Origin of the sequence: Bacillus sp. IBL03825 (assembly GCF_024712505.1) — a bacterium.
Taxonomy (GTDB): Bacteria; Bacillota; Bacilli; order Bacillales; family Bacillaceae_G; genus Bacillus_A; species Bacillus_A wiedmannii.
In genome coordinates this window covers 602808-628396 of record NZ_JAMXKE010000001.1, presented here as the reverse complement: position 1 = coordinate 628396, position 25589 = coordinate 602808, and the positions used below count along the sequence as shown (strand labels likewise).

21 protein-coding genes and 1 pseudogene are annotated in these 25589 nt (G+C 34.9%); 7 read left to right on the top strand and 15 right to left on the bottom strand.

Going from position 1 to position 25589, the window contains the following annotated elements; genetic code table 11:
• Positions 1-9 precede the first annotated feature (9 nt).
• Positions 10-2946, bottom strand: a complete 2937-nt coding sequence (fdhF, locus tag NHG49_RS03310; protein WP_154131634.1) for a formate dehydrogenase subunit alpha — start codon at positions 2944-2946, stop codon at positions 10-12.
• A 300-nt stretch (positions 2947-3246) separates the two neighbouring features.
• On the opposite strand from fdhF, the gene fdhD reads away from it, so the two are divergent.
• Together fdhD and NHG49_RS03300 are read left to right on the top strand one after the other, a co-directional pair.
• The gene (gene fdhD / locus NHG49_RS03305) at positions 3247-4053 is read left to right on the top strand and encodes a formate dehydrogenase accessory sulfurtransferase FdhD (protein WP_098275189.1); all 807 of its coding nucleotides are present in this window, start codon (positions 3247-3249) and stop codon (positions 4051-4053) included.
• Between the two features lie 230 nt (positions 4054-4283).
• Positions 4284-4790 carry a GNAT family N-acetyltransferase gene (locus NHG49_RS03300; RefSeq protein WP_000405878.1) on the top strand — a complete coding sequence of 169 codons (507 nt, stop codon included), beginning with the start codon at positions 4284-4286 and terminating at the stop codon, positions 4788-4790.
• 355 nt (positions 4791-5145) lie between these two features.
• On the opposite strand, the gene NHG49_RS03295 is transcribed toward NHG49_RS03300, so the two are convergent.
• Complete coding sequence (locus NHG49_RS03295; RefSeq protein WP_001068388.1) at positions 5146-5268, bottom strand: hypothetical protein; 123 nt, start codon at positions 5266-5268, stop codon at positions 5146-5148.
• Positions 5269-5597: 329 nt separating this feature from the next.
• On the opposite strand from NHG49_RS03295, the gene NHG49_RS03290 reads away from it, so the two are divergent.
• The 3 genes from NHG49_RS03290 (at position 5598) to NHG49_RS03280 (ending at position 8455) form a co-directional block, all read left to right on the top strand.
• On the top strand, positions 5598-6269 hold the full coding sequence (locus tag NHG49_RS03290; protein ID WP_064477129.1) for a response regulator transcription factor: 672 nt from the start codon (positions 5598-5600) through the stop codon (positions 6267-6269).
• Positions 6270-6333: 64 nt separating this feature from the next.
• Positions 6334-7797, top strand: coding sequence for a sensor histidine kinase (locus tag NHG49_RS03285; RefSeq protein ID WP_064477130.1), 1464 nt, complete (start codon positions 6334-6336; stop codon positions 7795-7797).
• Positions 7798-7942: 145 nt separating this feature from the next.
• Entirely contained in the window at positions 7943-8455 is a 513-nt protein-coding gene (locus tag NHG49_RS03280; protein ID WP_000351216.1) for a GNAT family N-acetyltransferase, read from the top strand.
• Positions 8456-8488: 33 nt separating this feature from the next.
• Here NHG49_RS03280 and pdxR read toward each other — a convergent pair whose 3' ends face one another.
• Positions 8489-9889 (bottom strand): MocR-like pyridoxine biosynthesis transcription factor PdxR, encoded by a 1401-nt coding sequence (gene pdxR, locus NHG49_RS03275; RefSeq protein ID WP_064477131.1) that lies wholly within the window; start codon positions 9887-9889, stop codon positions 8489-8491.
• Positions 9890-10009: 120 nt separating this feature from the next.
• Here pdxR and NHG49_RS03270 point away from each other — a divergent pair, with 120 nt between their 5' ends.
• Positions 10010-10936 carry a DMT family transporter gene (locus NHG49_RS03270; protein ID WP_098102960.1) on the top strand — a complete coding sequence of 309 codons (927 nt, stop codon included), beginning with the start codon at positions 10010-10012 and terminating at the stop codon, positions 10934-10936.
• A gap of 115 nt (positions 10937-11051) precedes the next feature.
• Positions 11052-11576, top strand: a complete 525-nt coding sequence (locus tag NHG49_RS03265; protein ID WP_064477133.1) for a DUF4871 domain-containing protein — start codon at positions 11052-11054, stop codon at positions 11574-11576.
• 290 nt (positions 11577-11866) lie between these two features.
• On the opposite strand, the gene NHG49_RS03260 is transcribed toward NHG49_RS03265, so the two are convergent.
• The 12 genes and pseudogenes from NHG49_RS03260 to NHG49_RS03210 all read right to left on the bottom strand — a co-directional run bounded on the left by NHG49_RS03260 (position 11867) and on the right by NHG49_RS03210 (position 25574).
• On the bottom strand, positions 11867-13066 hold the full coding sequence (locus tag NHG49_RS03260) for an NAD(P)-dependent malic enzyme (protein ID WP_098102959.1): 1200 nt from the start codon (positions 13064-13066) through the stop codon (positions 11867-11869).
• Positions 13067-13125: 59 nt separating this feature from the next.
• On the bottom strand, positions 13126-14472 hold the full coding sequence (locus NHG49_RS03255; RefSeq protein WP_000512725.1) for a 2-hydroxycarboxylate transporter family protein: 1347 nt from the start codon (positions 14470-14472) through the stop codon (positions 13126-13128).
• Between the two features lie 122 nt (positions 14473-14594).
• A complete protein-coding gene (locus NHG49_RS03250; protein ID WP_048541629.1) occupies positions 14595-15302 on the bottom strand; it encodes a response regulator in 708 nt (235 codons plus the stop codon).
• Positions 15303-15304: 2 nt separating this feature from the next.
• Positions 15305-16903, bottom strand: coding sequence for a sensor histidine kinase (locus NHG49_RS03245; protein WP_064477137.1), 1599 nt, complete (start codon positions 16901-16903; stop codon positions 15305-15307).
• 78 nt (positions 16904-16981) lie between these two features.
• Complete coding sequence (locus NHG49_RS31885; RefSeq protein WP_433848330.1) at positions 16982-17800, bottom strand: methyl-accepting chemotaxis protein; 819 nt, start codon at positions 17798-17800, stop codon at positions 16982-16984.
• 120 nt (positions 17801-17920) lie between these two features.
• Positions 17921-18934, bottom strand: a pseudogene (locus tag NHG49_RS31880) (HAMP domain-containing protein); the annotation flags it as partial.
• A 282-nt stretch (positions 18935-19216) separates the two neighbouring features.
• Positions 19217-19966 carry a C39 family peptidase gene (locus NHG49_RS03235; protein ID WP_142289316.1) on the bottom strand — a complete coding sequence of 250 codons (750 nt, stop codon included), beginning with the start codon at positions 19964-19966 and terminating at the stop codon, positions 19217-19219.
• A 13-nt stretch (positions 19967-19979) separates the two neighbouring features.
• Positions 19980-20801: a transporter gene (locus NHG49_RS03230; protein WP_078183464.1), complete on the bottom strand. Its 822-nt coding sequence runs from the start codon at positions 20799-20801 to the stop codon at positions 19980-19982.
• A 206-nt stretch (positions 20802-21007) separates the two neighbouring features.
• Positions 21008-22258: a sensor histidine kinase gene (locus NHG49_RS03225; RefSeq protein ID WP_078183463.1), complete on the bottom strand. Its 1251-nt coding sequence runs from the start codon at positions 22256-22258 to the stop codon at positions 21008-21010.
• Positions 22255-22926, bottom strand: coding sequence for a response regulator transcription factor (locus NHG49_RS03220; protein WP_001238626.1), 672 nt, complete (start codon positions 22924-22926; stop codon positions 22255-22257). The genes NHG49_RS03225 and NHG49_RS03220 overlap by 4 nt, the downstream gene beginning before the upstream one ends.
• 150 nt (positions 22927-23076) lie before the next feature.
• On the bottom strand, positions 23077-23781 hold the full coding sequence (locus NHG49_RS03215; RefSeq protein ID WP_078183462.1) for a metallophosphoesterase family protein: 705 nt from the start codon (positions 23779-23781) through the stop codon (positions 23077-23079).
• A 416-nt stretch (positions 23782-24197) separates the two neighbouring features.
• The gene (locus NHG49_RS03210) at positions 24198-25574 is read right to left on the bottom strand and encodes an ABC transporter substrate-binding protein (RefSeq protein ID WP_064477143.1); all 1377 of its coding nucleotides are present in this window, start codon (positions 25572-25574) and stop codon (positions 24198-24200) included.
• Positions 25575-25589 lie beyond the last annotated feature (15 nt).

The following is a 25589-nucleotide window of genomic DNA, read 5'->3' as shown; positions in this document are numbered from 1 at the left end:
CTCCGCCCCCTAGTCCACAAGTGATACGTATTGTTTTCTTTGCCATTTTTGCTCGATTTCAACACCATTTTGCGGATTACGCTTTTTATCTCGCGGGTTTGAAGATGGTAACGGACGATTTCCTTTTTCACGTAACACACGCATTTTCACCATCGTTTGTTTATATGCTGGTGTACACGTATAAAGGTCTGTTGCCGTCCCCGTTAAAATATTAATCGCTTCTTCATTTATCGTTGCATGCATCGGTAAATATAGCTCTTTCCCCGTTACACGGTCAGTAATAAGCGCTTGTACTTTAATTTTTCCAAATGGTGATGCTAATTCTACAAGACCACCATCTTTCACATTGCGCTCTATAGCGAGTTCAGGTGAAATTTCAACGAATACTTCAGATACTTTAGATAAAATACCAGCTGATTTATTTGTCATATTCCCTTCATGGAAATGTTCTAGCATGCGTCCATTATTTAACAGTAAATCATACTCATCTGGCGCTACAACCGGTGGTACCCATTCATCTAATGATAAACGAGCAAGTTTATCTGGGAAGTTAAATCCGTCTACATATAATAGCGGTGTATCGCTACCATCATGACTACCCCAACATAAACTATTCCATCCTTCTAGACGGTCATACGTCGCTTGAGAGTATAACGGTGCAAGTGATGCGATTTCGTCCATAATTTCACTTGGACTTTCGTAATTCCAATCCCCGCCCAGTGCACGAGCAACTTTTTGCAAAATCCACCAGTCTGGTTTGGAATCACCTAGTGGTTTCAATACTTCATATAATCTTTGAATACGGCGCTCTGTATTCGTAAACGTTCCTTCTTTTTCTAAACTTGGTGCTGCCGGTAAAATAACATCAGCAAAACGAGCTGTTTTTGATAAGAACATATCTTGAACAACGAGGAAGTCTAAATTCGATAAAATGTGTTGCACATGGTTCGCATTTGAATCGACTAAAGCCATTTCTTCACCCATGACATACATACCGCGTAGTTTTCCTTCTTCCGCTGCAAGTAACATTGCAATATTATTTAATCCTGGTGCTTTCGGAATAGTTGTACCGTATGCTTTTTCAAATTTCGCACGCAGCGTATCATCTGATACTGCTTGATAACCAGGAAGCCAGTTTGGTAATGTTGCCATATCACAAGCACCTTGTACGTTATTATGTCCTCGTAATGGGTATGCACCTGCACCAGGACGACGATAGTTACCCGTAACAAGTAGTAAATTTGAAATTGCTGCTGATGTCGTACTTCCTCCTGTATTTTGCGTTACACCCATTCCCCAAAGTATACAAGTACCATCTGCTTCATATACCATACGGGCCATTTCTTTTAACTGAGTTTTAGAAATCCCCGTAATTTCTTCTGTATAATCGAGCGTATACTTTTCTAACATTTTGCTATATTCATCAAAGTTCTTCACATTTTCAGCTAAAAACTTTTTATCGTGCCAATCTTGATCAATAATATATTTCGTAATACCAGCAAGCCATACGTAATCCGTACCTTGGCGCGGATGAATAAATAAATCCGCACGCTCTGCCATTTCATGTTTACGAAGGTCTGCTACAATCAGTTTTTGCTCGTGTAATTTATGAGCACGTTTTACTCTCGTCGCAAGTACAGGGTGTCCTTCTGTTGGATTCGCACCAACGATAATAACAAGGCCTGCTTCAGCTATATCTTTCACTGTTCCAGCATCCCCGCCCATACCGACAGTTTTAAATAAACCGTCTGTCGCTGGAGATTGACAATAACGAGAACAGTTGTCCACATTATTCGTTCCACATATTTGTCGGGCTAGTTTTTGCATAAGGTAATTTTCTTCATTCGTTACTTTCGATGAAGAAATGAACCCAAATGCATCGCTGCCATATTCAGATTTAATATGCTGCATGTTAGAAGCAACAACTTCTAATGCTTCTTCCCATGAAGATTCAACAAACATATCCCCTTGGCGAATTAATGGCTTCGTAATTCGATCTTCACTATTTACAAAGTCCCATCCAAATTTACCTTTTACACATGTGGAAATACCATTAACAGGTGCATCTGAAACAGGTTGCACTTTTAATATATGGCGATCTTTTGTCCATACTTCAAAGGAACAACCGACACCACAAAATGTACAAACTGTTTTTGTTTTATTAACTTTCGTCTTACGCATCGCAGCCTCTACTTCTGAAACCGCTAAAATACTACTATATCCAGGCTCTACATCCTTTACAAAATCAATCATTGGATCTAACACATCTGATTTTAATCCAGTCATAAACCCAGCTTCACCTAGCATTGTTTTTTCCATTAACGCATTACATGGACATACTGTTACACACTGCCCACAACTTACACAAGATGAGTCATTTATGCTTACACCATGATCCCATATAACACGTGGACGATCTAAGTTCCAGTCTATCGATATAGTTTCATTAACCTGTAAGTTTTGACATACTTCTACACACTGTCCACAAGCAATACATTGATTTGGATCATACCGATAAAACGGATGTGACGTATCCACTTCACAAGCACTTACTTTCGGCTCATACGGATATTTCTGTTCTTCAATTTCCATCATATGTACCGTGTTATGGACTTTACAGTTACCATTATTGTTATCACAAACGGTACAATACAATAAATGATTCTCTAATATTCGATCCATTGCCTCAGTCTGTGCCTCTTTCGCACGCTGAGACTGTCTTTCGATATGCATACCGCTCTCTAATTTCGTTGAACAAGCACGTAATAACTTCCCATTTACTTCTACAATACACGTATCACAAGTTTGAATTGGATCTACTTCTGGTACATGACAAATTTGAGGATGTTCCAAATTACTCTCGTTAAATAATTGTAGTATCGTCTTTTCACCCGATGTGGAAAATTCTTTACCATCCACGGTTACACGGACTGTCTGTTCTGCCATAGTTTCCCCTCTCCTTACAACCAACTGTACAACACAATTATGAATCCGTTTTCAAAATCGCATTACTGTACATATTTTTGAAACGCTCTGCCCGAATACTTTTCTTATGAAGCCGATTCTAGATGTTATAAGGTATAACTACGAAAGCCTGAAAATATCACTATTCTACGGTTCTATTATATCGTACATATACAATAATAACCAAAATAATCTGTGATTTCCTTGCTAATAGGTGTTTTTATTTCCCCATTGTTTTATGATAAATATGGGAGAGAAATACATATAAAAGGGGAATTAAATATGGGGCCTACGCAAGAGACTTATACAATTGTACGCTATCAATCTGGTACATTTTCAAAACAACTGGATGAGATTGTTACAGAATCTCCTATTACCATTAAATTAAATGGTGAAGAATATGTAACAGTTGTATGCACACCAAATTATATTGAAGATATGGTAATTGGTTTTTTAATTTCTGAAGGAATTATTGCTTACTATAAAGATGTTGAAGAACTATGGGTGCAAAAAGATAACGGAATTGTCCATGTAACATCATCAAAAATAAATCCACTCTATCAAACTTTATATAATAAACGATACATCACTTCTTGCTGCGGAAAAGGTAGACAAGGCTTTATTTTCGTTAACGATGCAGCAAAAGCAAAAGATTTACATGATATACATGTAAAAATTACTCCTGAAGAATGCTTTTACTTAATGAATACTTTACAACAATCTTCCACTACCTTTCGCCAAACCGGCGGGGTTCACAATACCGCGCTATGTGATCGAAACAATATCCTCCTATCAAGAATGGATATTGGAAGACATAATGCATTAGATAAAATATATGGTCATTGTTTACGCAACGATATATCCGTTAAAGGAAAAATCATCGCATTTAGCGGGCGTATTTCATCCGAAATTTTACTAAAAGTTTCAAAAATCGGATGTGAAATGGTTCTATCTAAATCCGCTCCAACAAAATTAGCATTACAACTCGCTCATGATTTAGGCATTACAGTCGTAGGATTTATTAGAAATGAATCTTGCAATATTTACACACATCCACATCGAATTGATGGTTATCAATCGAATAACTAAAATAACTCCTCGGTTGAGGAGTTATTTTAGTTATAAAAATGTAATATATTAAAGACTTGAATAGTTAATGAAGTTAATATATAATTTCATTACATATTAAAAATAAAACATTGTAGCATATATCTTTTCATTCTTTTACAAATTAAAAGAGACTGCTAACAAAACGCATACACAATCTTATAGAAGTAATGGATTTATTTTATTTGAAATCGACCAAGGAGGTTATAACTATGGAAATTCGCTTATTAACGACAGAGGACGCAGAAATATATTTAAAAGTTTGTATGGAAGGTTTAACGAAGAACCCAGAAGCTTTTAGCTCTTCTTATGAAGATGTTCTTAAACATGAGGATCCTGTAGCTGCTATGGCAAAACGATTAAGCAATCCGGATAAGTATACTCTAGGGGTCTTCAAAGATAACGATTTAATCGGCATTTCTACTTTAGAAACAAAGCCTTTCATTAAACAAGAACATAAAGCAAAAATCGGTTCCGTTTTTGTTTCCCCAAAAGCGCGTGGCCTTGGCGCAGGACGAGCTCTAATTAAAGCAATTATTGAAAATGCCGATAAACTACATGTAGAACAACTTATGCTCGATGTTGTAGTTGGTAACGATGCGGCAAAAAAATTATATGAGTCATTAGGTTTCCAAACTTACGGCGTACAAGAACGTTCATTAAAACATAACGGTCAATATTGGGACGAGGAACATATGGTTCTATTCTTAAATGATTAATACTTCAATATAGTTAAAAGCACCTTTTGATTAAGAAAGGTGCTTTTTTCATTACAACAATGTAATCTTCATGTCACCTTTATCGATCGTACCAAACCTTTCCATTCATTATACTAAAAGTATAAAGTGAAACTTTAATTAGTAAGGCATCAATTATGAAATGAACGTATAGCATTCAATTGATAGGTAGAGGAGAATGTGACATGAAACAAAACAAACGAGCTATGCTTTTAATATTTACTACAGCAATTGTAACTTCTGGGTTAGCAATTTTACCTTGGTTTATTATATAGAACTATTTCCCTAATAATGAAAAAAGCTTATTGCTTCTTAAGAAGCAATAAGCTTTTTTATATTATAAAATCCCCAAAATTTTATTTACACAACTTATAATAATAACCATAGATACGGCAATGCACATGACAACCGTATTACGATCTTGCTTTTCTTTTTTTGAAATTTCTTCTTTTGGATTCATGTGTATGATCTCCTTTTAAAAAAAGTGTGAGATAGGAAATTTTTCTTATCCGATGCGAGGTGAATACGAAAACCCTCTCTATCTCACATACACAATAGAATGGAATTGTCATTTTATAAATAAAATGACATGACGTTATGTCGCAACATAGGGTATTTTGTGTCGCTACGTTTTCTATTATAAAAAATAGTTGTGCAAAACTAGTGCATTTTTTATGTCAATTACTCTGAGCGAAAAATAACTCTTCCACTCAATCACATAAAAAGAGTTTTTTATTATTTTCATGTAAACTATACAAGTAGAATGAACAGTTTGGGGTGCACAAGATAATGGTAAAAATTTTATTAGTAGACGATGAAGAACGCATGTTACGATTATTAGATCTTTTCTTAAGCCCTCGCGGCTATTTTTGTATGAAAGCTACCTCTGGCCTTGAAGCACTAAAGTTAATAGAACAAAAAGACTTCGATATTATTTTGTTAGATGTTATGATGCCGAATATGGATGGATGGGATACTTGCTATCAAATCCGTCAAATTTCCAACGTTCCAATTATTATGCTAACAGCTCGTAATCAAAATTACGATATGGTGAAAGGCCTCACTATGGGCGCGGACGACTATATTACAAAACCATTTGATGAGCATGTATTAGTCGCAAGAATCGAGGCTATATTACGTCGTACAAAGAAAGACGGCTTCGTTAGCTTCAATGGTATCGAGTGGGATAAAACGAAACATACTGTCACAGTTTATGACGAAAAAATCTCACTAACTCCTATTGAATTTTCGTTACTTGGACTATTTTTACAAAATACAAACCGTGCTTATAGCCGAGATGATTTAATCGAGAAAATTTGGGGCTATGAAACAGACATCGAATATAGAACAATCGATTCACATATTCGCAATATCCGTGATAAATTACGTAAAAAAGGATTTCCAATTGAAAATTACTTAGAAACCGTCTATAAAGTCGGATATAAATGGAAATGTGAATAATTACTTCGGTCAGTGGAAATACCATACCACTGACCGTTTATTATGAATAAGGTATGGTGAGAAAATGAGTAAACTTTCCCTTAAAATTGGGACATACTTTTTAATATTAGCTTTATGTATTGAAACAATTGCTTTCGTATCTTTTTACAAAAGCATTTCAACAATGCGGATTGAGGAAGAAACACTTGCTCTTTTAGAAAAAGGTAATCGCTATAGTAAAAAAATTACAAGCCGCACAAAGTGGAATGCAATTGCTAAAGAAAAGCAACACCCCGAACGCGCTGAATACAATAAAAACCCTAACCGTCCTATGTATCCAGATTTCGATATCGCGGATGCAGCTGCACACTTAGTAGAATCAGAATTAATTGCTAACTCTGATATAGCTATCATACTAACAGACAATAATGGCAAAATTATTTCCACTTCAGAACCCGTAACAAAGGCAATGCAGAAACAACTTACTTGTAAAACAGAACCTATTCCAAAAGGCGGATTAATTGTCGAAAAGAACTGGAAAAAATCAAAATTCATCACAACGGTAAGCCCACTTAACACAGAAGAGTTTCAAGGAAAGTTATATATGTTATTAAAAACATCTTTCTTAGAAAATATGTTACTTAAACTCATGAATCAATTTCTTATCATTAGTGTTGTGACAATTATTTTAACGACTATTTCTGTCTTTGTTTTTTCTCGTGTTATTACAGAACCACTTATAAAAATGAAGAGGGCAACAGAAAAAATGTCAAAATTAAATACACCAATTCAATTAGGTATTAAACGGAATGATGAGCTTGGCAGCTTAGCAAAAACGATCGAAGATTTATCCAGTGAACTGACTTATATGAAAAAAGAAAGAAATGAATTTCTCGCTAGTGTTGCCCATGAACTATTAACTCCATTGACCTATATGAAAGGTTATGCGAAGGTAGCAAAGAGGGATTCTTTAACGAAAGAAGAGCGTGAAGAATACTTACAGATCATTGAGGATGAAACAGATAGTGTAACCGATCTCGTCCAAGATTTATTTATGCTAGTGCAATTAGAACAACATCAGTTTGTTATAAAAAAACAAAAAGTGATCCTTAAACCATTTTTAGAACGAATGGTTGAAAAAACAAAAACAACATTAACTAACAAACAAATGCAACTCCATGTATATTGCAAAGATGATTTAGAAGTTTGCATAGACGAAAGACGTATGGAACAAGTTATGTTAAATTTATTACACAATGCTTATCAACATTCACCAGAAAACACATCTATTACGATACGTGTACTCACGGAAACAGATTCTTTTACAATAAATGTAGACGATGAAGGAGAAGGTATTCCTGAAGAAGATATCTCACATATTTTTGATCGTTTTTATCGTGTTGATAAATCCAGAACGAGAGCTACTGGAGGAAAAGGTATCGGGCTAGCTGTTGCAAAAGAAATTGTAGAATTGCATAACGGTTCCATTCTAGTAACAAGCCAATTAGGAGTAGGGACAAACTTTAGAATCAAGCTACCATTTGAATAAGATGCGTGTGAAAACACCAGTAGTAGTAAACACTACTGGTGTTATTTTGTTCATAAAATCAGCTCATATAAGCTAACCTTTTGAAATTATTCTTATTTCAATATAAAATAAAGTTACATTTGCAAAGATTTGGAGGGTGATATAATTGGATATCCATGTATTAACAAAAGACGAAGCAGAAATTTACTTAGAACTTCGTGTAGAAGGATTAAAGCAAAACCCTGAAGCTTTCAGCTCTTCTTATGAAGATATTATTAATAAAGAGTGTGCGATTGAATATAAAGCACAAAAATTAGCACAAGATGAAAACTATACACTAGGTGCATTTAAAGATGGACAATTAATCGGAGTTGCAACGCTGGAAACGAAACCATATGTAAAACAAGAACATAAAGCTAAAATCGGTTCTGTATATGTGTCTCCAAAAGCACGCGGACTTGGAGCAGGAAAAGCACTTATTAAAGAATGTCTTGAACTTGCTAAATCTTTAGAAGTAGAACAAGTTATGCTTGATGTTGTTGTTGGCAACGATGGTGCGAAGAAACTTTATGAATCATTAGGATTTAAAACATTCGGTGTGCAAGAACGTTCATTAAAATATAACGGACAATATTGGGACGAAGAGCATATGGTCTTATTCTTAGATGAAAATAAATAATAAAAAACATCCTCATGCTTGGAGGATGTTTTTTTACTTTCTTGTATACCATGCCTTATGTAATAATTGAATCGCTTTCGCAATTTCTTCTTCTGATAAAATCGCAAACCCAAGTAAAACTACATTTTCAGGCGCAGTACCGTCTTTATAGTACGTAGAAACAGGATATATTTTAATACTATATTTCGCAGCTTCTTGAATTAGTTCTTCTTCTCGCATTCCATTATGCACTTGTAATAAAATGTGTAATCCAGAATCTTCTCCTATCACTTCAACACGATTAGAGAAATACTTCTCTATTTCAAAAACAAGTCGATCCCTCTTTTTTCGGTAAACGACACGCATTTTATGAATATGTTTTTCCCAATAGCCTTCATTGAAAAACCTTCTTATCACTTCTTGGTCCATTCTTGAAACACTTTGCGTATAAAATAAATATTCCTTTTGATACTTTTCAATTACATTCTTCGGTAATACGATATAACTCATCCGTAATGAGGGTAACAACGCTTTTGATAGCGTCCCCATATAAATAACTTTCCCATCTGTATCTAATCCTTGCAGTGCCGGAATTGGCTTTCCTGAATAACGAAATTCACTATCGTAATCATCTTCAATAATATACCTGCCTTCTTCTTTCTTCGCCCATTGTAAAAGCTGCGTCCTTCTCGTAATAGGCATAATCATTCCATATGGGAATTGATGAGAAGGTGTAACAAATACAACATTTGCATCGCTATTTTCTAAATCTGCCATACAAATTCCGTCCCTATCTAAAGACAACATTTGAACCTTCTTTTCTCCCTGTTCAAAAACGACCATTTTCCTATGATAACCCGGGTTTTCAACCGCATAGTTACTTCCCTTCAACAACTGAAAAAGTAACTTCACTAATATTTGTGTTCCCGCCCCTAATACAATTTGACTAGCTGAACAACGCACACCTCTAGATTCATACAAATAGCTCGCAATTTCCTCCCTTAAGCTCAATTCCCCTTGAGGGTGTCCAAGAAAAAGCAACTCATTATTATGCGGCTGCCATACATCATTTATAAGCTTACGGTACATAGTGAACGGAAAAGTATTCGTATCAACTCCTGTTTGGGTGAAATCAAATTTATAGTTCTCCTCCCGAAACGGTACTTCTTCTACTTTCGCTTCGCTTCCTTCTACATAAATCATTTGTTCAATTTTACATACAAAATAACCTTTTCTCGATGCCGATTCAATATAACCTTCTGCAAGTAATTGCTCGTAAGCTGCTTCTACTGTATTCTTACTCACTTGTAAATAGCTCGCCAGCTTTCTTTTAGCAGGTAATTTTGTAAAAGCCGGAATCGTTCCATCTTTAATCTCTTTTTTTATATACTCATACAATTGCACATACAATGCTATTTTACTTTTCGTATTTAAATTAGGCGTTAATTCTAACATAATATCTGACCCCTTAATAAAACTAAAATCTGATACTTTTTACAGTACCAGAAGTTATATATAATTCCTTGTATCATGTCACACATAAAAAATCAAATACTCGAGAGGGGATGCATGATCATGAACAACAATAGACGGATTGGACTCATTATGATTATTACAGGAGCTACCTTATGGGGATTATCTGGCCCGATGATTCAGTGGCTATTTCAACATACTAACGTATCATCAATTGATTTTTTAACAATTCGCTTGTTGCTTGCGGGAATATTTATTTTATCTTTCTTACTTATAAAGAAACAAAACATATTTCAAATTTGGAAACATCCGAGATATGCTATACAACTTATTATTTTCTCTATTCTCGGTATGCTCGGTGCACAATATGCCTTTATCGAAACAGTTCATATTAGTAATGCGGTCACAGCGACATTATTTCAATTTCTAGGTCCTGTTCTTATTACCATTTATGTCCCATTTGGACAAAGAAAATTCCCTGCTTCTATGCAACTACTCGCAATTATAACTGCCCTAACAGGAACGTACTTTATTATTACAAACGGTTCAATTGAAAATATTGTTTTATCGAAAGAAGCCATTATTTTCGGCCTATTAACAGCAATTGGCTTTGCATTTTATACCCTTCATCCAGCTTCTCTTATTAAAGAATGCGGAACAACTGTAGTAATTGGCTGGGGGATGTTAATCGGTGGCATTGCCCTACTTATTTGTAATCGCTCGTTTGAATGGAATCAGCTTTCACAAACTTTTACACCAAAAACTTTTTCTATGCTTATTCTTATCATCATAAGTGGCACTCTTTCTTTCCTCCTTTATATCGGTAGTCTGAAATATTTAGCAGCAACAGAAACGAGCATTTTATCTAGCATTGAACCACTTGTAGCTGCCATCGTGTCAATCGCTTGGCTAAATGAATCCTTTGGAGCATATCAATTATTAGGCGGCGTATGTATCGTTCTTTCTGTTATTTTCTTAACGATGCCGCAAAAAGAAAATGAACCGACTTTTACAACTGAACAAATATAGAAAATGTCAAAAGAGGTCGTACAAAACTTACGACCTCTTTTTATACTTTAAAGGAATTGTCCCGCTTTCTAGCAAATACAATTACACTAACAATAAAAATTAGGAGTGTGACACCATGAAAAAAATCGGAACTATGCTACTTTTCTCTTTTCTCATCGCTGGATGCACACAAGCGCAACCTGATTCAGAAGCACTTAAAAAAGAAGCCATCGCAACGTCATCCACTCAAGTTAATGCACCTTCCTTCTTTCATCTTAGCGTTTTAAAAGATGTAAATTGGGAAGAAACACCCTCCTTCATACAAGAAAAAATACCTTTAAAAGGCATCGAAGAAAAAATCGCAATGGCTGATAGTCCTATTATCGCAAATGAAAAAAATGAAATGATGTGGTACTTTTTAGATACTGAAATGCCAACTGGAAAACTATCTATTATTGCACTAAAACAAGGATCAATAACTCCAACACCCGTACTCTTTCAACAAAAAACTTCCAAACCAACTTGGACTACTTCAAATACAATTGATTCTACTACAAACGAACTCCCTCTCACTATGTCACTACCTTCATCTGGATTATGGGTATTAAATATATATGTGAATGAAAAATATTATGATCAGTTTGTAATTACTGCTGAGTAAAGTGACAAAACTAAAACACTTTCTTACAACAATGTAATTTCTACGTCATATACTTCGATAGTGTAAGTATCTCTCTTCTCTTATACTTAAAGTAAGAAATGGCACAAGGAGAGATGAAAAAAATGATAGAAGTGATCGTAGCAGTAACTGAGGTTTTAGTAAATCGTAAACAAGTTGCAATGGAATTAAATAAATAGTGAAGACACACAAATAAATAATTTTACACTTCTTCATTATTTTGATTTCTTATCTCAAAAAAGCAGTGCCTTTTTAGGCACTGCTTTTAGCTATTAATAGCTTGGTATTTTCATAATTTGCGCCACACCTGAATCAATAGCTGCTTTCGCTACAGCTTCCGCAACACTTGGAACAATTCTTTTATCTAACGGATTCGGGATTACATAATTCGCATTACGTTCTTCGTCCGTAATGATGTTAGCGATCCCATATGCTGCCGCTAATTTCATCTCTTCTGTAATATCAGTCGCGCGCACATCTAACGCACCACGGAATATCCCTGGGAACGCCAATACATTATTTACTTGATTCGCATAATCCGAGCGCCCGGTTCCTACTACAGCTGCCCCAGCCTCTAATGCATCCTCTGGGAAGATTTCTGGAATTGGATTCGCCATAGCAAACACAATTGCTTTCTCATTCATCGTTTGTACAAGTTCTTTCGTTAATACGTTAGGAGCAGATACGCCAATAAAAATATCAGCTTGATGAATCGCTTCTTTTAACGTTCCACGCACATATTCTCGATTTGTCTTTTTTGAAACTTCAATTTGCGCTTCGTTCATCCATGATTCACCTTCACAAACAATACCTTCTAAGCTAACTAACGTAATGTGCTTTGCACCAGCCTTTAATAATAATTTTCCAATTGCAATCCCTGCCGAACCCGCACCGTTAATAACAATTTTCACATTATCCATTTGTTTGCTAACAACTTTTAATGCATTAATAACAGCTGCTAAGACGACAATAGCGGTTCCATGTTGATCATCATGGAATACAGGAATATTCGTTTCTGCTTTTAATCGCTTTTCAATTTCAAAACAACGTGGTGCCGCAATATCTTCTAAGTTAATTCCTGCAAACGTAGGCTCTAAATTTTTCACAAGGGTAACGATTTCATCCACATCAGTCGTACCTAAACATAACGGGAAAGCATCTACATTCGCAAAGTTCTTAAATAAAATACTCTTCCCTTCCATAACAGGCATAGCTGCTTTCGGTCCAATATTCCCTAAACCAAGTACCGCTGTTCCATCCGAGACAACTGCCACCATATTACCACGTGCCGTATAGTCATACACTGCTTCTTCATCCGCCGCAATTGCTTTGCAAGACTCCGCTACACCTGGTGTATATGTCAGGCTTAAATCATCCGCTGAATTTACTTCTACTTTACTTGTAATTTCAATTTTCCCTACTAATTCTTTATGCAGTAACAATGATCTTTCATTAATTTGATTTTCTAACATACTTATAATCTCCCCTTAATTTGACAAGCTAGCTATATGAATATAGCTAGCTTGTTTGATCATGAAAACATTTTTAATAAAATTGTCGCTGTTACAACCATTGCTGCCCCGCCTAAACGTGTTGAAATTTGCGCAAACGGCATTAATTCCATACGATTTGAAGCTGATAAAATAGCAACATCTCCAGTTCCACCTAAACCACTATGACATCCAGTTACAATTGCTGATTCAACTGGATACATTTTCATCACTTTCCCTACAAGAAAACCTGATGCTACCATTGTAAGAACAACTGATGCGCACACAACAACATATCCTACTGAAAGAACTGCTGCTACGTCTTTTAACGGAATATATAGCAATCCTAGTCCAACCATTAACGGCCAAGTTAAATTCTTCGAAATGAATTTATATAAATGGAATGCTCCTTGCTCCATTTTTGCTGGCATTAATTTAAAGTATTTCACAAGTGCTGCTGAGAAAATCATAATGATTGCCCCAGGAATACCGATGAACTTAGAAGCAAATCCTCCGAAGATAAAGAACGTACACGCAATTAATAAACCTGCTCCCATTAATGAGAAGTCAATTGGCTTCTCTGTATTTTGTTCTTTTAATAACTCTGCCTGATTGTCTGTTTTCACTAATACACCGTTACCACTAAGCTCCGGTTTCTTCTCACCTAAACGCTTCATATACCCTGCACTCACGATTGCGAACATATTTCCAATAATAGCCGCTGGAATAAGCTGTGATACAAACGTTGCTGATGATTCATTTAAAATATCACTATAAGCTAGCGACAATGGTAAAATCCCTTCCCCTATACCACCACTCACAATTGGTACGATGATAAAGAAGAATGTTTGCTTCATTTCAAATCCAAATAGTGAACCGACCAATAATCCTACCGCTACCGAAGCTAACGTCCCTACTACTAAAGGTATAAACATACGAACGAAACCTTGTACTAACACTTTACGATTCATTCCTAAAATACTTCCGACTACTAAACAAGAAATATATAAATATAAAAAGTTCGATTTTTTCATTAACATAGTCGCAGCTTCCATTGAAGCTGGATTCATCCAGTTAAAAAATACAAGTAATGATGGAATAAATAACGAAAGTATTGCCGGACCGCCGATATTTTTTAAAATTGGAATTCTCATTCCAATGTCGCCTAAGAAAATACCCATGATCATAATAACTGCAAATCCACCAATCATATCTGCTGGCAATTTATTATATACAGATGCCCCATAAATAATAGCAGCCAATACTACATATAACGGTAAAGGTATAACACCGATTTTTACATTCATAATTTTAGAAGCGAAAGATTCTCTTTGTACTTCATTTCCTTCAGAAAATGATACCGCTTCCACATTCTTTTGAATTCCCATATGGCACCCCCTTGTTTTCTTAATAACAATATTAAAACGCTTTCAATAGTAAAAATAGTTTTTGTAAGTTTTGTAATTGATTTTGTAATTAAAAAAAGTATAAGCGACTTATAATAAGTCGCTTATACGTAAAACTCTATTTTATTTTTGTCAATACATCTTAATTTACTCACTGGTCTTCCTACGTGTTGATACACCATTTCGTTTTCTAATACTCCAATTTCAGTCAAAAACATTACATACTTTCGAATAGAAACTCTTGAAACTCCAACTAATTGCGCCATTTCATCTGTTGTAAACGCTCGTCCATTCAGCGACTCGATCTTCTGCCAAATTAATTGCATCGTTTGCTTCGTTAATCCTTTCGGAAGCTCTTTAGTGACCGTAGGCTCTCTTTTTTCTTTTTGCAAAATTAACGAATCTAATTCCGATTGACTAATTTTTTGTTGTTCTTTCATGAAAGTAAGTTTTTCTCGATATATAGTTAATGCCTTTTTAAATCGTTCAAATGTAAATGGTTTAATTAAATAATCTACTACACCATATTGTAATGCTTTTTTAATACTCCCCATATCATGTACAGCTGAAATCATCATAATATCGATTTCTTTTTCTTGGTTCCGAATATACATTAAAAGCTCAAATCCAGTTTCTTCAGGCATAAAAATATCAAGTAATACTAAATCTACTCGTGATTCCTCTAATACTTCTATCGCTTCTTTAACGGAGTTAACTGCTTGAACAAGTTCAAACCCTCCTACTTGCTCTAAATAATGCGTATTTAACATTGCTACCATCGGGTCATCTTCTACAATTAAAACTTTAATCATATTTACCTCTCATCCCTACCTTTAGGTATTTCAATTGTTATCGTTGTTCCCTTTCCTACTAATGAATGCATATGAATTTCCCCATTTATTCGCTGTATACTTTCTTTTACAAGATACAAACCATAACCACGGTTATCTCCCTTTGTGGAATAACCTTTCGTAAATAATGCCCCTATTTCTTCTTCTGGTATACCTTTCCCCGTATCTTGTACTGTAATGATTAATGCATCCCCATATTGTATCTCAAGTTCAACTTGCTTCTTCTCACAATTCGTCACTGCCTCTAATGCATTATCAATTAAATTTCCGACAATCGTAATCAGTTCATGAGTAATACTTTCATCATCCATTTCTGGCATGTAAGAATCTTCACTTATGATTAATTTTATGTTTTTCTCTCTAGCATAGCTAAATTTTCCAAGTAAAAAGCCAGCAAATACTGGACTTTTTATTCTTTTCATAACCCCACCAATTTCATATTGATGCTCTGATACCATACCGCTTATATACTTTTGTAATTCTTCATACTGCTTCATATGTGTAAGCCCTAATACGACATGCATTTTATTCATAAATTCATGCGATTGTGCCCGTAATGCTTCCGCATATAGCCTAATACCAGTTAATTCTTCTGCTAATTTTCTAATCTCTGTTTTATCACGAAATGTTGCAATTGCACCAACTATTTCTCCTTTTACATATAAAGGAACACGATTCGTCACAATCGTAATTCCATAAATATTTTGTTCTTCGTTTAATTGTACCTCTCCCGTTTGTAATATTTCTTTTATACGTGAATTAGGCATATACAACTCAACATCTTTACCGATAAAATCTTCTTCAAGTCCACTTTTCTTAAACAATCGTTTTGCCTCATTATTTATTAAAGTTACATTGGCTTCCTTATCTACAGCAATAATACCTTCCTTTACAGATTGTAGCATCGTATTTCTTTCTTCAAGAATCTTCGCTATCCTGTGAGGTTCAAGACCGAATAAACTTTTCTTTATATGTCTAGCTAGCAATATTGCTCCTATAATTCCGACTAGTACTCCAACTCCGACACCAATGTAAATGATATGTCTACTTTCCTTAACTCTCTCTTTTACATTATCTGCTGAAATACCAACGGCCACCGCTCCAAGTTGTTCACCTGTTTCAGAAAATACAGGTACAAACACTCGCATTGAAATACCTAAAGTTCCTTCTGCCAGCGATACATGTTCCTTTCCTTTCAATGCAGGCCCTTCATCTCCCCCAATAAAATGATGGCCTATTTTTTGAGGATTTGGATGTGATTTTCTTATTCCATTCATGTCCATAACTACAATAAATTGAACACCTGTGTTTTTTAATATTCTATTTGTATACGTTTGGATTGCAGAAGTATCTGCCTTCCCAATCAAACCATCGATTACAATTGAATCATTCGCCACAATGTGTGCAATTGTTTTTGCTTTCTCTGCTTGGCTATCCTCCGTCGTCCGTTCTACATTATGACTAATTAATATATCTGTCACAAGTAAAGAAAAAATTACAACTGTACAAACTAACAATGTAATCGTTTTCCATAAATTCCATAGTCTTTTTCTTTTTTTCATCCCGTTAATGACTCCCCTAATTGCTGAATAGAAAAATAAGTAAGGTGAAAATAATATCACCTTACTTATCTGCTGTTATTATACTTTAAATTTACTAGTCATCGCTTGTAGTTCTTCGGCCATCCCAGCTAAGTTTTGCGAAGCTGAACTAATTTCTTCCATTGAATTCACTTGTTCTTCTGTTGAAGCAGCAACACTTTGCATACTAGCTGTATTTTCTTCTGCAGCCGCTGCAATTTCATCAATAGCATTTGTCACTTCATTTGCATCTCCAGCAATTCTCTTCGTTGTTTCTACCATTTGATTAACTTGAGAAACAATATGTGTAGTAGAACTTAAAATTTCCGTAAAACTGGCTTTCGTTTTCGTTACAACATCAAGGCCTTGTTGAACTTCTCCATTCACATTATCCATTGCCTTAACAGTATGTTCAATATCCGCCTTAATTTCTGCAATTAAATTTGCAATCTCTCCAGATGATGCTCCTGATTGCTCCGCTAATTTTCTAACCTCATCAGCTACAATAGCAAACCCTCGGCCCTGTTCACCTGCTCTTGCTGCTTCAATAGCTGCATTTAAAGCTAATAAGTTCGTTTGAGTAGCGATGTTTTGAATCGCTTCAGAAATAGCTCCTACCTGCTTTGATTTCTCATCAAGAAGTTTAATAATAGCATCTGAATCGGATACCGATCTAGAAATAGACTGCATTTGTTTTGCTGTTTGTTCAACCAATTCTTCCCCTTCTTCAGCTCTTTCTCTCGCATGTAATGAGGAGATAGAAATTGATTCCGCGCTTCCAGTTACATCTTGAATTGCTGTATTTACTTGTTGTAATGTAGCCGCACCTTCTTCAACACCTTGACTTTGTGATTCAGCCCCACCTGATACTTGTTCCATTGCAATTGTAATTTGATCTGTCGCATCATTTGCTTGCTGTACGCTCGCTGTTAACTCTTCAGCCGATGCAGCGACATGTTCTGCTGAAAAACTAATTTGAGTAATCACATCTTGTAAAGAGGCAGACATTTCATTAAATGAATTCCCTAATTTCCCTATATCATCCTTGGAATGGATTGTAATTTTCTCTGTCAAATCTCCCTTACTAATTTTATGGGCCGAGTCAGCTATTTTTCTTAATGGTCTTGTAATAGACTTTGTAATAAAATAAATTAATACACTACCAAATACAATAGCGATAGCAATGACAATCAAAGTCTTATAAAATACTGGATTCGCAGCTTGGGTAATTTCTTCGTCGAACATAACCCCAACTACTTTCCATCCTGTTTTCTCATTTGTTGCAAAGATTAAATTCTTTTTATCACCTTGTTCTGTATAAGACACATTTCCTTGTTTTTCTTCATAAATTGGTTTAATCCACGGATCAGTAACTTTTGCACCTGGTTTTCTAGATGGATGACTAACAATTTGCTTATTTTGATCTAGAATAACTGCATAACCTTTTTCACCAATGTTAATCATTTTGGAAATTTTTAAGATGTTATCTAAATTTAAGTTAATTCCTATAACACCTTTACCATCTTTTACTTCTTTAGCAATTGTCACTACCATATTTTTAGTAGATGCTGATTGATATGGTGCAGTAACAATTACTTTTCCTTTATTTTCATGTGCTTCTTTATACCAAGATCTATCTGTTGGATTATACCCATCAGCCATTTTGATAAATGGTTCTCTTATAAACTTTCCCGTCTGTGTTCCAATATAAATACCTTCTACTTCTGGATGAAGTTTTATATATTGCGCTAACTTCGTTCTTACTATTTCTTCTTGTCCGTTTGGATATGTATCCTCTGTTAAGACGTCTGCAAAATACGCCGCATCAACAAATTTCTCTTCTATATTTTGAGAAATAACAGTATTTAAAACAGAAATATTTTCCTTTGCTTTACCTGTAATTTGTTGTTCAAAATTTGTTTTGGCAGTTTGATATGAAACACCACCGATAATAAGTCCTGGTATAGTTAAAATAAGAAAAAATGAAATGATTAATTTTTTCTTGATACTCATACATTTAACCCAGTTAAATATTTTTTGCATAATAAGCCTCCTTTATGTAATGTGAATACTTGTGTAATTTTATACAATTAACATATATAAAACAATATATAATGATAACATGTAATTTTTTTGTCAATTATGCATTTTTTCATATTCACTACTTCTAAAGATTTAATCATAAAAAATAAGAGAACTTCAGCTTATATAATAAGCTGAAGTTCTCTTATTTCTTGACAAAAAACACCCACAAAAACTCCTCTTACAGTTCCTTACATCTATTTCCTTACTAATTCATTTAGAGCTTTTCACATAACTAATCGCCTGACTCCCCATTTGCATCCATGCCTTTTCAAATTTTCCTCTCGGCACTTTTACATCTAGGCTATCCTCGAGAGGATCCCGAATATATACAAATTCTTCATCGTATCCAATCAGTACTACACAATGTTCATTATACGTAATAGAAACATCTCCGCTATTTGTTTCCCATGTAGTAAATTCATCTTCATCTAATGGCGCAAATTTTGCATTCGTAATCATAACTACCGGTTGTCCTGATTTTACACTCTTATAAAGTTCTTCTATACTCTTCCCTGTTAAGTCCACAGCTTTATTAGGTAAATACTTTTTCGCTAATTGAAAAAGTGGTCCGTGATATACACCATATCCAGATTCAGAAAAGGTATAAATATTTCCTACAAATCCTTCATTCGGATTCCCACGTACACCATCGTTCATAAAATCAACTTTCTTTATTTCATTTGCTAATTTCATCTTATCCACTGTAATGCCTGCATATTGTAACATCATCGCTAAGCTAGTCACTTCACAGCCTCTATCTAGCTCTGGTAATTGCTGAATTAAAGGTACATTTGATAAGATGACCTTTTCATCATTATTACTAAAATCTGCTTCTTTTCCGCTTTGTATATTGAAGAATGTTAACTTCTCCACATACTTTGTAATGCCATTTGTATATACATTCCATACTGCTATAGCTAGTAAAGCCATACATATATACCACTTCCATCTCCGTATCACTCTCACGCCCTTTTTAGTTCGTTAAATAAGAATAAAACGCGTCAGCATCCGTGCGAATCACCGGTACAAAATTTAGTTCTTTTCCTTTTTCAGGCTGATTTTTTTTAATTTTTTCTGCTAGTTCTTGAACGTTCATATTCATTTTATCCATATTAAGCTCATCTGCCATTTGTAACACTTTTTGTTCATTAATTTCGCTTAATACTTGATATATATCTTTACCATACAAATCAATATGATATTTTTTTGCTTCTTCCTGCACTTTTTGTTCGTACACTTCTTGCGCTAACGTTTCTATCTCTTTTCCTTTTTGTGAAATACCTAACTTCCCTGCTTCCTCTCTTACTTTCGTTCCATAGATTTCTTCCGCAATGTCTTCTATTTCTTTTCCATTTGTCGAAATGCCTAATTTATCCGCTTCATCATTAATTTTAATCGTATTAATTTGATTAATTAAATTTACAATCGTTGTATTCTCTATAGATATGCCTAGCTTTAACGCTTCTTGCTTCACTTTTGTTTCATAGATTTCTTCTGAAAGAGTTCCAACGTCTTTTCCTTCAATCGAAATTCCTAACTGTTCAGCTTCTCTTCCTACTTCCGTCTCATGAATTTCTTTTTCTAGCGTAATTTGTTCTTTCCCTTCCGTTTCAATACCTAGATTCTCCGCCTTTTCTTCTGTATGCACCGCATGTATCTTCCCATTATTTAATTGTTCTTTACTGCGCTGCGTGTAATTTGTCTTTCCTTGTGATGTTTCAGAAGGAGAGGCACCCCCTAATATGCTTAAGCTCATTACTCCAATAGTGAATACCGTCATCATTTTCTTTTTCAAAATTAATTCCTCCCTCTTACACTTTCTTTTCCATCATTCCCTATACATAATCGAAATAACATTATGATCGATATAATCTGCTCAAATACCTTTTTATAATCGCTTCTTCATAGGGCTAACTTTCTGTATATCATACATGTTATAAATAGTTTCTTAACTTTCCCTTAAAAAAAGACGACCTTGTAAAAACAAGATCGTCTTCTCACTTATATTCTTTGGTTTTTAGGGAAATTCACTTCAAAACAAGTACCCTCTCCCCATTTGCTCTCTACTAATATTTTCCCATAATGCTTTTCTACAATCCAATTTGCGATTGAAAGGCCTAATCCCGCTCCTTCTGACGCACTTCTCGCTTTATCACCTTGATAAAAACGATCAAATAATTTTGGGATGTCCTCATCTTTAACCCCTATCCCGTCATCTTTCACCCGTATACGAATTGAGCTGCTCGTTTGCGTACAATCGATTTGAATATGCCCGCCCCCATTTGTATACTTCATCGCATTATCTAACAATATGACCATCATTTGATGAATTCTCTCTCTATCACCCATAAATGATATGTCATGTTCTACTTTTAATATCATCTCTTTTTCTTGATATGAAGCAATTTCCTTATATGGATCTACTATTTCTTCTAACAATTTATCCATTTCAAATGTTTTCTTATCCATCTCAATTTGATTAGAATCCGAACGTGCTAACAATAATAAATTAGTTACAAGCTTAGATAACCGTCTACACTCCTTTGAAATCGTAGAAATATCCATCGCTTTTTCTTCTATTGTCGCAGATGGTGACTGAAATAACACATCCGTTTTTGATTGAATAACTGCAAGTGGTGTCCTTAATTCATGTGATGCATCCGAAACGAATTGCTGCTGTTTTTCCCATGAATTTTGAATGGGTATGAGTGCCCTGCCAGCTAAGAAAAAGCCAATTCCTATTGCACATAAACTTCCTACGCTACAACCTATAACAAGAATTAAAAATAAAGTATTTAGCATCTCTTCTTCAGCTGTTGTATCGCGTACAATTTGAACTATTTTCCCATCTTCTTTAAACGCAAAGGTTCTAAAATATCGTCCTTGCACTTCAATATCTTGCAAATCCCCTAACTTCTTTGGGAAAAACTGATCCAAATTCCCTTCAAAGCTAGAACGAAATTTATGGTTATCTCCCTCTATCTCTACTACTTTCCCATTCCAAGTTATTTTAGTTATCCGGGGATCTCCAATTTTAATGTTCTCCATACGTTTTCTTGGTAATATTTTAGCATCAAATTTTTTTCCAAACTGAGCCTTCATTTTTATAGATTGATCCACTTCATTATAAATACGATTATATGTGTATGAATAAATGATACTGCCTAATACACCTATCAAGATAATAAATACTAATGAATTCAATATAGTCAATCGAATGCGTGTTTTCTGAAACATGCTTCCCTTTTTCATTGTTCTTTTAATATATATCCAATACCTCGAACAGTTTGAATATCTTTCTGATAACCGAATGGCTCTAATTTTTTACGTAAATGATGTACATACACTTCTACAATTGCTACTGTCGTATCTGAATCAAATCCCCAAACACGATCAAAAATTTGTTCACGCATTAAAATCTTTCCGCTATTTTGAACAAGGTACTCTAGAAGCTCATATTGTTTTAATGTTAACTTCATGCTTTGTCCATCTACTTGAACGTCTTTATCTTTTCCGAACAGTTCAATCCCTTTATAACGAATAGTCTGCTTTGTTGTTAAACTACCGCTTCGTCGTAATAAAGCACGAATTCTCGCTTTTAACTCTGGAGCCTGAAATGGCTTAACGATATAGTCATCCCCACCAAAGTCCAAGCCTTTCACGCGATCTTCTAAAGAATCTCTCGCTGTCAAAAATAGGACTGGTGTTTCAATCTTTTCATCACGTATTTTTTGAATTACTTCAAAACCGTCCATTTCTGGCATCATCACATCAAGCAAAATGGCGTCATATATATTTTGTAATGCTAGAAATAATCCATCTTCTCCATTCAATGCTGTATCTACTTCAAATTCATCGCGTAATATTTGGACAATAGACTCTAATAAAGAAGCATTATCTTCTACTACGAGTAAGCGCATATTCTCACCTTCCACCATATCGTTCAATCCTATTTATAATTATATTTTAACGTTTTTCTCAATATAAAATTTGAAAGATTTATTATAAAAATTCTTCCTTAAATTTTTCTTAATAAAAAATTGAAAGAAATAAGATTCCCCTTATCTCTTTCAACTTTTTACTACGTACACCTTTTTACTCGGCAATTCTAAACAATTTAACTGGCCACCATATACAGCACCGCCATCAATCCCTATAATACGATTACTCCCAAAATACACGCCACAATTCTCACTACCATGAAACGTTTTTGTTTCCGTATGACCAAATACAACAACCTTTTCACCACTATACCCACTATGAAACTCATTACGTATCCACATTAACGTATATGGTTCACATTCCGAAACTCGCTTCAATGGCTCAACACCGGCATGTACAAATATATACTCTTCTGTTTCAATGTAATGATCTAATTCTTGAATAAATTTTACATGTTCCTCTAAAACATGCGATTGTAAAATTGGTTTTTGGAAGGCTTCTTCATTAACTACAATATCTTCATCTACAAAGCCATAGCTGTATAAAGTCTTATCTCCACCATTCCTTTTTACCCAATGGTTCCATGAACGTTCTTCATCAGTCGTTAACGCTTTAATCATCATATCTTCATGATTACCCTTTAGAACGAGGGCTCCCTCTTCTTTTAACGCTTTTACCTTTTCAATTACAGCACGCGCATTGGGACCACGATCTACATAATCCCCTAATAAAATCAATTGATCCTGTCTTGCATCATATTGAGCTTCTTCTAATAACTGTTCGAACTTTTCTATTTCTCCATGAATATCACTAATAACAAGAATTCTTTTCATATTATCCCCCTTCTTTCTAAACCACTCTCTTTCTAATTATAGTTCAAAACAACAGAAATTTCTGAATCCATATTCAAAATCACATTTATTACAAATAAAACGATTGTCCTTACAACAATGTAAGTCTCTTGTCATCCAATTCGATAGTTGCAAGTGCTATATTTCCTTATACTAAAAGTAAGAAATGAAACAAAAAACAAGGAGAGATGAGACATGAAAAAAGTGATGGAAGTTGTAGTAGCGGTGGCAGAGGTTTTCGTAAATGGCAAACAAGTTGCAATGGAGTTAAACAAATAATGAAAAGGACAAGATTCATTCTAGACCCTTTACTCATATAAAAGAGATAAGACTTCTTCATTTTTTTGATCCCTTATCTCCTTGAAAAAGCCGTATCCTTTTTCGGATACGGCTTTTTCTTATTTTTGACTCGTACGAGCTGAAATACTAATTGCTCTATCAGTTGCTTTGGCAGCTTCATCTAACGCTTCTTTACTATTCTTTCCGTCATACATTGCTTCTAATGCTTTTACAACTGCATCTCGTGATTCTGGGAATACACTAATTAAAGCCCCTTGAGTTGCTGGAGATTGCTTCGTCGCTTGTAATTGTTCCACTGTTACTTTTAGCTGTGGATATTTTTCATATTGCTCTTTTACTAATGGTTCATTGTATGCATCTGGATTAATAGAGAAATAGCCTGTTGCAGTATGCCATTTTGCTTGTACGTCTGGCTTCGTTAAATATTTCATAAAGTCCCAAGCACCTTGTTGTGTTTCTTCTGAAACCATATTCGTCATCCATAATGATGCTCCGCCAATAACAACACCATTTTGTTTCGAATCCTCTGGATATGGAATATATGACACGCCTACATTAAACTTAGATGCATCAATTAAGTCGCGAACACCAGCTGAAGAATCTAAATACATAGCAACTTGTCCAGACTGGAACGCGGCACGAATATCATCCCAACTTGCTCCATATTTTCCAAGTGCGCCAGCTTTATTTAAATCATCTAACATTCCAAATACTTTCTGTCCTTCTTTATCGTTAAATACCGCCTTCTTTGCAGCATCTTTGCGACCGTTTTCGTTATCTACATATAAAGCACCTTGTGTCGCTAACAATTCTTCAAAGAACCAACCATAATTCAGCATGGAGAATCCATATTGTTTTACATTTCCGCCTTCTTTAATCGTTAACTTTTTCGCTGCTTCTTGTAATTCCGCATACGTTTTCGGAGCTTTTTCTGGATCTAAGCCCGCCTTTGCGAAAGCATCTTTATTATAAATTAGTACTGGTGTAGATGAATTAAATGGCATAGAATACATTTTGCCATCAACTGAATAATAATTTGTAATTGCTTTTTCCAACTTTGAGGTGTCGTACTTATCTTTTTTTATCCAACTATCAATTGGCGTAATCTTTTTGCTATCAATCATATATTTTGTTGTAATTTCACTCGACTGAACAAGAGCTGGCGCTTCTTTCGTAGCAGACATCGTTCTAAATTTCGTTAAAGACTCTTCATATGTCCCTTGGAACTCTGCCTTTATCTCGTATTTATTCTGTGACTTATTATAGTCTGCAACAAGCCCATCTAGTACGCCTTGTGTTTTTCCACCCATCGCATGCCAAAAACGAATTACAGTCTTATCACCATTTTTTTCAACTGGTGCTACTTTTGCCTGCGCTTCAGATTTCCCCTCCGTTTTACTACTTGAACAAGCGGCACTAGATAATGCCATTGTTGCTGCCATTAATAGAGCAGCACCTTTTTTAACTAAACTCATTTTAATCTCACCTTC

Excerpts from the sequence above, each read along its gene's own strand:
- fdhF (WP_154131634.1), bottom strand. The coding sequence starts at position 2,946 with ATGGCAGAACAGACAGTCCGTGTAACCGTGGATGGTAAAGAATTTTCC.
- fdhD (WP_098275189.1), top strand. The coding sequence starts at position 3,247 with ATGGGGCCTACGCAAGAGACTTATACAATTGTACGCTATCAATCTGGT.
- NHG49_RS03300 (WP_000405878.1), top strand. The coding sequence starts at position 4,284 with ATGGAAATTCGCTTATTAACGACAGAGGACGCAGAAATATATTTAAAA.
- NHG49_RS03295 (WP_001068388.1), bottom strand. The coding sequence starts at position 5,268 with ATGAATCCAAAAGAAGAAATTTCAAAAAAAGAAAAGCAAGATCGTAAT.
- NHG49_RS03290 (WP_064477129.1), top strand. The coding sequence starts at position 5,598 with ATGGTAAAAATTTTATTAGTAGACGATGAAGAACGCATGTTACGATTA.
- NHG49_RS03285 (WP_064477130.1), top strand. The coding sequence starts at position 6,334 with ATGAGTAAACTTTCCCTTAAAATTGGGACATACTTTTTAATATTAGCT.
- pdxR (WP_064477131.1), bottom strand. The coding sequence starts at position 9,889 with ATGTTAGAATTAACGCCTAATTTAAATACGAAAAGTAAAATAGCATTG.
- NHG49_RS03270 (WP_098102960.1), top strand. The coding sequence starts at position 10,010 with ATGAACAACAATAGACGGATTGGACTCATTATGATTATTACAGGAGCT.
- NHG49_RS03265 (WP_064477133.1), top strand. The coding sequence starts at position 11,052 with ATGAAAAAAATCGGAACTATGCTACTTTTCTCTTTTCTCATCGCTGGA.
- NHG49_RS03260 (WP_098102959.1), bottom strand. The coding sequence starts at position 13,066 with ATGTTAGAAAATCAAATTAATGAAAGATCATTGTTACTGCATAAAGAA.
- NHG49_RS03255 (WP_000512725.1), bottom strand. The coding sequence starts at position 14,472 with ATGGGAATTCAAAAGAATGTGGAAGCGGTATCATTTTCTGAAGGAAAT.
- NHG49_RS03250 (WP_048541629.1), bottom strand. The coding sequence starts at position 15,302 with ATGATTAAAGTTTTAATTGTAGAAGATGACCCGATGGTAGCAATGTTA.
- NHG49_RS03245 (WP_064477137.1), bottom strand. The coding sequence starts at position 16,903 with ATGAAAAAAAGAAAAAGACTATGGAATTTATGGAAAACGATTACATTG.
- NHG49_RS31885 (WP_433848330.1), bottom strand. The coding sequence starts at position 17,800 with ATGGAACAAGTATCAGGTGGGGCTGAATCACAAAGTCAAGGTGTTGAA.
- NHG49_RS03225 (WP_078183463.1), bottom strand. The coding sequence starts at position 22,258 with ATGAAAAAGGGAAGCATGTTTCAGAAAACACGCATTCGATTGACTATA.
- NHG49_RS03220 (WP_001238626.1), bottom strand. The coding sequence starts at position 22,926 with ATGCGCTTACTCGTAGTAGAAGATAATGCTTCTTTATTAGAGTCTATT.
- NHG49_RS03215 (WP_078183462.1), bottom strand. The coding sequence starts at position 23,781 with ATGAAAAGAATTCTTGTTATTAGTGATATTCATGGAGAAATAGAAAAG.
- NHG49_RS03210 (WP_064477143.1), bottom strand. The coding sequence starts at position 25,574 with ATGAGTTTAGTTAAAAAAGGTGCTGCTCTATTAATGGCAGCAACAATG.